The sequence below is a fragment of the Myxococcus vastator genome (assembly GCF_010894475.1).
Lineage (GTDB): Bacteria > Myxococcota > Myxococcia > Myxococcales > Myxococcaceae > Myxococcus > Myxococcus vastator.
Genome location: NZ_JAAIYB010000366.1, coordinates 1 through 8,700, shown reverse-complemented (window position 1 = coordinate 8,700; position 8,700 = coordinate 1). Strand labels below are relative to the sequence as shown.

8 protein-coding genes are annotated in these 8,700 nt (G+C 70.8%); 3 read left to right on the top strand and 5 right to left on the bottom strand.

Features of this window, described 5'->3' with window-relative positions; all coding sequences use genetic code 11:
- On the bottom strand, positions 1–1,268 hold a 1,268-nt coding region (locus tag G4D87_RS28280; RefSeq protein WP_240358675.1), incomplete at its 3' end, for a c-type cytochrome.
- Between the two features lie 165 nt (positions 1,269–1,433).
- On the opposite strand from G4D87_RS28280, the gene G4D87_RS28275 reads away from it, so the two are divergent.
- Positions 1,434–2,570 (top strand): aminotransferase class V-fold PLP-dependent enzyme, encoded by a 1,137-nt coding sequence (locus G4D87_RS28275; protein ID WP_163785823.1) that lies wholly within the window; start codon positions 1,434–1,436, stop codon positions 2,568–2,570.
- Positions 2,571–2,583: 13 nt separating this feature from the next.
- On the opposite strand, the gene cysK is transcribed toward G4D87_RS28275, so the two are convergent.
- Together cysK and epsC are read right to left on the bottom strand one after the other, a co-directional pair.
- Positions 2,584–3,504 (bottom strand): cysteine synthase A, encoded by a 921-nt coding sequence (cysK, locus tag G4D87_RS28270; protein WP_163785822.1) that lies wholly within the window; start codon positions 3,502–3,504, stop codon positions 2,584–2,586.
- A gap of 21 nt (positions 3,505–3,525) precedes the next feature.
- Complete coding sequence (epsC, locus tag G4D87_RS28265) at positions 3,526–4,371, bottom strand: serine O-acetyltransferase EpsC (RefSeq protein ID WP_163785821.1); 846 nt, start codon at positions 4,369–4,371, stop codon at positions 3,526–3,528.
- 175 nt (positions 4,372–4,546) lie between these two features.
- Here epsC and G4D87_RS28260 point away from each other — a divergent pair, with 175 nt between their 5' ends.
- A complete protein-coding gene (locus G4D87_RS28260; protein ID WP_163785820.1) occupies positions 4,547–6,196 on the top strand; it encodes an AMP-binding protein in 1,650 nt (549 codons plus the stop codon).
- Here the strand turns inward: G4D87_RS28260 and G4D87_RS28255 are convergent.
- Both G4D87_RS28255 and G4D87_RS28250 read right to left on the bottom strand, forming a co-directional pair.
- Positions 6,183–6,569 carry a TfoX/Sxy family protein gene (locus tag G4D87_RS28255; RefSeq protein WP_163785819.1) on the bottom strand — a complete coding sequence of 129 codons (387 nt, stop codon included), beginning with the start codon at positions 6,567–6,569 and terminating at the stop codon, positions 6,183–6,185. The genes G4D87_RS28260 and G4D87_RS28255 overlap by 14 nt on opposite strands.
- Positions 6,570–6,626: 57 nt before the next feature.
- Positions 6,627–7,562 (bottom strand): LysR family transcriptional regulator, encoded by a 936-nt coding sequence (locus G4D87_RS28250; RefSeq protein ID WP_163785818.1) that lies wholly within the window; start codon positions 7,560–7,562, stop codon positions 6,627–6,629.
- Between the two features lie 70 nt (positions 7,563–7,632).
- Between G4D87_RS28250 and G4D87_RS28245 the strand changes: the two genes are divergently transcribed.
- Positions 7,633–8,700: MFS transporter (locus tag G4D87_RS28245; RefSeq protein ID WP_163785817.1), on the top strand; the 1,068-nt coding region annotated here is incomplete at its 3' end.

Genomic DNA, 8,700 nt, shown 5'->3' with positions numbered 1-8,700 from the left:
GGGGCGGGCTTGCTGGCCCGCGCCGAGGGAGCGGGCGCAGCGGGGCTGTCCGCATCATGTTTCGCGGACGGCGCCGTGGCCATGCTCGAGTTGGCGGCACCGGACCCTGGGCGCGGAGCTGCGCCAGGGGCGGTCGCCGGGGCCGAAGCTGTCACGGCGGCAGGAGCGTCTTCTCCCTGTGTGGCCCGAGCCGTCGCCGGAGTCTCTCCGGAGGGCACCTGCGGCGCCGAGGTTTCTTCCTCCGAGCCCTTCACGGAGGCCTTGGCGCTGGGCGCATCCCCAACTCGCGTCTCATCGGGCGCGCTGACGGGGAGCGTCTCCGCGCGCTGCTCCTCCGCCACCCAGTCCGGGCGCACCGACGCCGCGGTGAGCCGTGGCCGCGCGCCCTTCACCGCGTTCTCCCTGTTCGGCACCGAGCGCAGATAGTCATAGAGCGCTCGCGCCTCCACCGCGTCCATGCCCCGGAAGCGAGGCATGGGCGAGCGCAGCACGGAGCCATCCGGCGCCAGTCCGTCACGCACCGCGCGGGTGAAGTCCTCCAGCGTCCAGTGCGCCAGCCCCGTCTCGTGGAAGGTGATGTTGCTGGAATGAACCTTCCGTCCCTCCGGGTCGACGAACGCCATGCCCCCCGCGAACACGTCATCGCCCTCTGTCTTCCGAGGACTGAAGCCCTCCGTGTGACACGAGGCGCAGTCATAGACGTCATGCGCCATGTAGTGGCCGTACTCCCGGGTCGCCGCCTTGGGCGGCACGGGGATGCCCGAGGCGGGCCGCTCCACGGGCTCGTTCCCGGTGATGAAGCGGAAGCCGATGCCGCCGAAGAAGCTGAACTCCGACGGGGGCGCGGGCACCGAGTCCGGCGTGAAGAGCGGATGTCCGGAGCGCATGAAGCCCAGCACCGCCGCCAGGTCCGCGTCGCCCATGCCGTAGCTGGGCATCACCATCAACCGCCCATCGCGGCTCACGGCGTAGCGGATGGCCCGCGCCAGTTCTTCATCCGTCATGGCGCCGATGCCCGCCTCGGCATGCGACGTGAGGTTCGCCGCGTAGAAGCGCCCCATGTACGAGGGCAGCTCGCGCAGCGGCGCGCCCGACGCCGTCTCCGCGTCGCCCCCTCGGTGACAGGACTCGCAGCTCGCGTGGAAGATGGAGGCCCCTCGCTCCAGGGCGGCGGGGGACAGGTCCGCGCGGATGGGCGGGTAGGGCGCGTGGACGGTCCCCGCGCAGCCCGCCAGCAGGGCGGCTCCCACGAACAACGTGTTCCTCATGGCGTCCTGGAGGGTGCGGCGCATGGGTCCTTCCGCGTCGAGCAGGCCCTGACGCATATCGCATCCCCGCGAGAGACGGAAAAACCACCCCGTCTGTCCATGGCGGACACCCGGCCTTCACGAGGTACGGCGCGGCGCGGAGAAGTGACTACACTCCCCGTCACCATGACGCGCTCGCTCGAGTCCTACCGCGACCTCTTCCCCGTGCTGAGGGAGCAGCTCTACCTCAACCACGCCGGTGTGGCCCCCACCAGCCTGCGCGTCGCCGAGGCCGTGCGCGGGTGGATGGATGACGTCGTCCACCACGGCATCACACACGAGCGCGGCTGGGAGGCCCACTGCGAGCGCGTGCGGGGCCTGGCCGCCCGCCTCATCAACGCCGAGCCCGGTGAGATGGCCTTCGTGCGCAGCACCAGCCACGGCCTGGGCCTGGTGGCCGAGGGGCTGGACTGGAAGCCCGGCGACGAGGTCGTCGTCGCCTCCTCGCTGGAGTACCCCTCCAACGTCTATCCCTGGCTGCACCTGAAGGACCGCGGCGTGACGGTGCGCGAAATCCAGACGCCCGAAGGGGGCGTCACGCCGGAGGCCGTGGCCGCCGCGCTCACCCCGAGCACCCGGCTGGTGGCGGTGTCCTCCGTGCAGTTCGCCACCGGCTACCGCACCGACCTGGACGCGGTGGGCGCCGTGTGTGAGCGGGCGGGCGTCCTGTTCTGCGTGGACGGCATCCAGAGCGTGGGCTGCATCCCGGTGGACGTGAAGAAGAGCCGCATCCACTTCCTCAGCGCGGACAGCCACAAGTGGATGCTGGGCATCTCCGGCATCGGCTTCCTCTACGTGGCCAAGGACGTCCTGCCCAGGCTGCGGCCCGTGCTGGTGGGCTGGCGCAGCACCACCGACCCGTGGAACTTCAACCGCAGCCACTTCGAGCTGCGCCCGGACGCGGGCAAGCTGGAGGAGGGCAGCGCCGCGTACACCGGCATCTACGCCCTGGGGGCCGCGCTGGAGCTGCTGCACGAGGTGGGGGTGGACGCCATCTCCGTGCGCATCCGCGAGCTGCTGGGCCACCTGGAGTCGGGGCTGCGCGGGCTGGGCTGCGACGTGGGGCCCGCGCCGGAGCACCGGGCGGGCATCCTCACCTTCCTGCCTCCGGAGGGCGAGGCCCGCGCGCTCGGCGCGGGGCTCACCGCACGGGGCGTGGCCCTCTCGGTGCGCCGCGGGCGCGTCCGCCTCTCACCCCACTTCTACAACCTGCCCGAGGAGATGGACCGGCTGGTGGAGCTGGTGCGGACGCACCGCGGCTAAAGGGCCCTGGGGACTACTGGGCCGGGAAGAGCGGCTCAATGGAGAGGTAGCGCTCGCCCGTGTCGTAGTTGAAGACGAGCACGCGGCTGCCGTCGGTCATCTCGCCCAGCTTCTGGCTCACGGCGGACAGCGCGGCGCCGGAGGAGATGCCCACGAAGATGCCCTCCTCACGCGCGGCGCGGCGGGTGAACTCGAAGGCGTCCTCCTCGGCCACCTGAATCGCGCCGTCCAGCGCGTCCTGGTGCAGGTTCTTCGGGATGAAGCCGGCGCCAATGCCCTGGATGGGGTGCGGGCCCGGCTGGCCGCCGCTGATGACGGGCGACTTGGTGGGCTCCACGGCGAAGACCTTCAGCTTCGGCCAGACCGTCTTGAGCTCCTCGGCGCACGCGGTGATGTGGCCGCCGGTGCCCACGCCGGTGATGAGGTAGTCCAGCCCCTCCGGGAAGTCCTTGAGGATTTCCTGCACCGTGGTGCGGCGGTGCACCTCGATGTTGGCCTCGTTCTCGAACTGCTGCGGCATCCACGCGTTGGGCACCTGCGAGACGAGCTCGTTGGCGCGGGCGATGGCGCCCTTCATGCCCTGCGCGCGCGGGGTCAGCTCGAAGGTGGCGCCGTAGGCGGCCATCAGCCGGCGGCGCTCGACGCTCATGGACTCCGGCATGACGAGCACCAGCTTGTAGCCCTTCACCGCCGCGACCATGGCCAGACCGATGCCGGTGTTGCCGCTGGTCGGCTCGATGATGACGCTGTCCTTCTTGAGCAGGCCGCGCTTCTCCGCGTCCTCAATCATGGACAGCGCGATGCGGTCCTTGATGCTGCCGCCCGGGTTGGCGCGCTCGAGCTTCATGTGGACCGTCACGCGGGACGGAAACAGCCGGTTGATGCGCACGTGCGGCGTGTTTCCGATGGTCTCCAGGATGTTGTTCACCTTCATATGGGGGGCCTCGTCGGTGGGTCAGATGTGAAATTCGAGTGCGTCCAGCGAGCCGTCCGCGCCGCGCTGACGCACTTCGCTGCGGCGGGTCACCACGGATTGAGACGGGATGCTCTGCGTGAGCCAGGCGTTGCCGGCGATGATGCTGCCCCGGCCCACCACCGTCTCTCCGCCGAGGATGGTGGCGTTGGCGTACACCACCACGTCGTCCTCGATGGTGGGGTGGCGCTTCTTGTCCGTCAGCCCCTTCTCCACCACGAGCGCGCCCAGGGTGACGCCCTGGTAGATTTTGACGTTGTCACCAATCAGTGTCGTCTCGCCGATGACGACGCCGGTGCCGTGGTCGATGACGAAGCGCCGGCCGATGGTGGCGCCCGGGTGGATGTCCACGCCGGTCCGCTGGTGCGCGAACTCGGTGAGCAGGCGGGGCAGCAGCGGGAAGCCCAGGGCGTGCAGCGCGTTGGCCACCCGGTAGATGGCGATGGCGGTGAAGCCCGGATAGGTGAGGATGACCTCGTCCACGGTGCGTGCGGCCGGGTCCGCCTCGAAGATGGCGTCCGCGTCCTGGCGCAGCCAGTCGTAGAGCCCGGGCAGCCGCTCCATGAAGCGCGCCGGCAGGTCCCGCTCGATGCCCGGGTACAGGGGCGCGAGCGTGTCCCGGATGCGGTGGAGGCTGGCCTCCACGGTGGTGACGTCGCGGTGGACGGCGGCGGCCGTACACTCCAGGCGGTCGGCGAAGTGGGGGAAGAGCAGGCCCAGCACCTGGCCTACGAATTCGGGAGCGGCGCGCCGCACGTCCGCAGGGAAGCAGTGGCGCTGCCGGGCTTCCAGCAGGGCCGCGACCAGCCTGGCGTTGGAGTCATCCATGAGCCCCCGTTTCTAACGCGGCGCGTGGGCTGGCTGCACGGCGTAATGGCAGATTCCGGAGCCGACTGTCATTTCCCGGGAGGGGGCTGGCCCCTGGGGGCCCTGGCTGGCGCGCGGTGGACAGCGGTGGTTCGCGGCGCTTGCCGCGTGTCCCGCTCGGCGGGACGATGACACCATGTCCCAAAGCCCGGTCCCTTCCTACGCTCATGGCACCAGCACCACCCCGCTGCTGGGGGAGACGATTGGCCAGAACCTGCGCCGCACCGTCGAGCGCCACGGGGACCGGGAGGCGCTGGTGGTGGCGTCCCAGGGGTTTCGGGCCACGTATCAGCAGCTCTGGGCGCTCACCTCGCAGGTGGCCCGGGGGCTGATGGCCCTGGGCGTCCAGAAAGGGGACCGGGTGGGCCTCTGGTCACCCAACCGCTTCGAATGGGTGGCCGTCCAGTACGCCACGGCCCGTATCGGCGCCATCCTGGTCAACATCAACCCGGCCTACCGCACCTCGGAGCTGGAGTACGCCCTCAACCAGTCCGGCGCGAAGGTGCTGCTCCATGCGCGGGGCTTCCGGCAGACGGACTACCGGGGCATGGTGAAGGAGGTCCAGCCGCGCTGTGCCGGCCTGGCGACGGCGCTGGTGCTGGAGGACGACTGGCAGCGGCTGCTCGATGGCGCGAAGGCGGTTTCCGAGGACGCGCTGGCCGCCCGCGAGGCGTCGCTCCAGTTCGATGACGCCATCAACATCCAATACACGTCGGGGACGACAGGCTTTCCGAAGGGCGCCACGCTGTCGCACCACAATGTCTTGAACAACGGCTTCTTCATCGGGGAGGCCCTGCGCTACGGCCCCGAGGACCGGGTCTGCATCCCGGTGCCATTCTATCACTGCTTCGGCATGGTGATTGGCAACCTGGCCTGCACCAGCCACGGCGCCACCATGGTGATTCCCGCCGAGGCGTTCGACCCGCTGACGGTGCTCCAGACGGTGCAGGCCGAGCGCTGCACGTCGCTGTACGGCGTGCCCACGATGTTCATCGCGGAGCTGGAGCATCCGCGCTTCGGTGAGTTCGATTTGTCGACGCTGCGCACCGGGGTCATGGCGGGCTCGCCGTGCCCGGTGGAGGTGATGAAGCAGGTGCAGTCGCGCATGCACATGCGCGAGGTGACCATCTGCTACGGCATGACGGAGACGTCGCCGGTGTCCACGCAGAGCGCGCTGGATGAGCCGTTGGACAAGCGCGTGTCCACCGTGGGGCGCGTGCACCCGCACCTGGAGGTCAAGGTCATCGACGCGGGCACGGGGGAGGTGGTGCCGCGCGGCTCGCAGGGTGAGCTGTGCACGCGTGGGTACAGCGTCATGCTGGGCTACTGGGCCAACCCCGAGGCCACCGCCGCGGCCGTGGACGCCGCCGGGTGGATGCACACGGGTGACCTCGCGGTGATGGACGACGAGGGCTACGTGAAGGTGGTGGGCCGCATCAAGGACACCATCATCCGGGGCGGTGAGAACATCTCCCCGCGCGAGGTCGAGGAGTTCCTCCACACGCACCCGGGTGTCAGCGAGACGCAGGTCATCGGCGTGCCGAGCAAGAAGTACGGCGAGGAGGTCATGGCCTGGGTGCGCGCGAAGCCCGGCGTGGCGCTCACCGGCGAGGAGCTGACGCGGTTCTGCTCGGGCCGCATCGCGTCCTTCAAGATTCCCCGCTACTGGAAGTTCGTGGACGCGTTCCCGATGACGGTGACGGGCAAGGTGCAGAAGTTCAAGATGCGCGAGGCGTCCGTCGTCGAGCTGGGGCTGGAGGACGCCGCGGCCATCAAGACGGCTTGACGCGCGAGGCGCGCTTCTTCGCGGGGGCCTTCCTGGCCTTCTTCAACGCGGCCCGGTTCGCCGCGTCCACGGCCTTCCGGGCCCAGGGCAGGAGCGCGTAGGCGTCATCCGCGGCGTCCGCGGGCGGGGTCCAGTAGCCCATCTCCACCGGGGCGCCCTTGCCTTCGTAGACGAACGGCCGGCAGCCGGCGGCCTGGAAGTCCGGCCTGGTGACGTCATCCACCTTCAGGAAGAGCTGCCCGTCGCCGATGAGCCCGAACATCCGTCCGCCAAGGTAGAGCCCCCAGCCGCCGAACATCGACCGCGACTGCACGGGCCCCAGCTTCTCCAGCAGTTCCACCGTGTACTCAACGAAGCTGTCCGTCCGGGCCATGAGGCGTCTCCGTGTCTCGGCGGGCCTCGTGGAGGCGGCGCCATCGGCCACGGCACGCTAGCGCACCCGAGGGCCTGGAGCGGCCTTCCTCTTGCCCCAGGGTTCGGGCATGGCGCGCACGCTCTCCACGATGAAGGACTTGAGCGCCCGCGCCGCGGCCGTGAGGTAGCCCTCGCCCCGGTGTATCAGCGCGACCTGCCGCTTCAGCCCGGCGCGCGCCAGGGGCACCACGTCGAAGCCCTGGGCGTGGTGGTCTCGGGCCATCAACTGCGGCACCACCGCCACGCCCACGCCGCGCTCCACCATGCGGCGCATGGCCTCCGCGTTGTCCGTCTCCACCGCCAGGCGGGGTGTCACGCCCCGCGCCTCGCAGGCGGCCTCCATGGCCCGCGTGCCGCTCATGCCGGGGATGGCGACCCAGGGCTCTTCCACGACCTCGTCCATCGTCACGGGCTTGCCTGACTTCGTCAGCCGGTGGCCTCGGGGGACGGCGAGCACCAGGGACTCCTCCCACAGCCGCTGCGCCACCAGGTCGGCGCGCCGCACGGGCAAGGAAAGGATGGCCAGGTCCAGGGCGCCGCGTGCCACGCCTTCCTCCATGGCCGGTGCCAGCCCCTCGCTCAGTCGCGGCCGGACCTCCGGGAACTGGCGCGCGAAGGCCGGGATGATGTCCGGCAGCAGGTACGCCCCCACGGTATGCAGCGTGCCGAGCGACACCACGCCGTGTGGCGTCCCCGACAGCCGCTCCAGCTCCGAGGTGCCCGCCGTCAAGGCGTCCAGGGCGCGCTGGGCGTGCGGCAGGAAGCGCTCTCCGGCGTCTGTCAGCACCGCGCCCCCGGGGGTGCGGACGAGCAGGCGCGTGCCCAGCGCCGCTTCGAGCGACTGGAGCTGCCGGGAGAGGCCGGACTGGGACAGCCCCAGCCCCCGCGCGGCGGTGGCCAGGCGTCCCGCCCGGGCGACTTCGAGGAAGGCTCGGAGCTGTTCGGAGGTCATGCGGATTCCGCAAGGAGCCTATGCGAAAGATGCGGTTTCCGCATGGGGGCCTGGGGCGTACAGAGAGGGGATGGACGGAAGCGGCGTCACAGCGGAGCCCCTGGTCAGCGCGCGCCCCGGCGTGGCGCGGCGGACCGCGACGGGCGCGGTGTTGCTGGCCCTCGTGGTCAGCGCGTTCGAGGGCACCGTCGTGACGAGCGCCATGCCCACCATCACCCGGGAGCTGGGAGGCCAGCACCTCTACTCGTGGGTGTTCTCCGCCTTCCTCTTCGCCTCCACCGTCGGCGTGCTCGTCTCCGGGAAGCTGGCGGACCGGCTGGGTCGCAAGCCCGTCTTCTTCTTCGGCATGGGGTTGTTCCTGGTGGGCTCGGCGCTATGTGGGCTGGCGGACTCGGTGCCGGGGCTCATCGCCTTCCGGGTCATCCAGGGCCTGGGCGCGGGCGCGCTGCAGCCCACCACGCTCACCATCACCGCGGACCTCTACACGCTGCGTGAGCGCGTCGCCGTGCAGGGGCTGTTCACGGGGGCCTGGGGCGCGGGCAACGTCGTGGGGCCGCTCATTGGCGGCTGGCTGGTGATGCACGCCTCGTGGCGCTGGGTGTTCCTGGTCAACGTGCCGGTGGGCCTGTTCGCCGCGGCGCTGCTGCACCTGTCGTACCGCGACCCGCCGCGCCGTCCGGAGGTCCGGGTGGACCGGTGGGGGCCCGTGCTCGCGGGCTCCTCGGCGGCGCTGCTCCTCTTTTCGCTGGAGCCGGGCGCCGCGAGCCTGCGGTGGGCCTGCGCGCTGGCCGCCGTGGGCGCGGGGTGGCTGCTGGTGCGGCAACAACGCGCGACGGTGTCTCCGTTGCTCCCGGTGGAGCTGCTGAGAGACCGCGCGGTGCTCAGCGGCGTCGTGGGCGGCCTGGCGGGTGGCGCGCTGCTGTACAGCATGGCCGCGTGGGTGCCGCTGTGGATGACGGAGCACGGTGGCCACACGCCGCTGGCGGCCGGACTGGCGCTGCTGCCGATGCTCCTGGGCTGGTCCGTGGGCTCCACCTTCGGGGTGAAGCTGCTGGTGCGCGGGGGCATGCGCTTGAGCGCGGGCGTGGGCTTCGCGGTGGCGGCGCTGGGGGCCGGGTGGCTTTCCTGTCTCTTATAC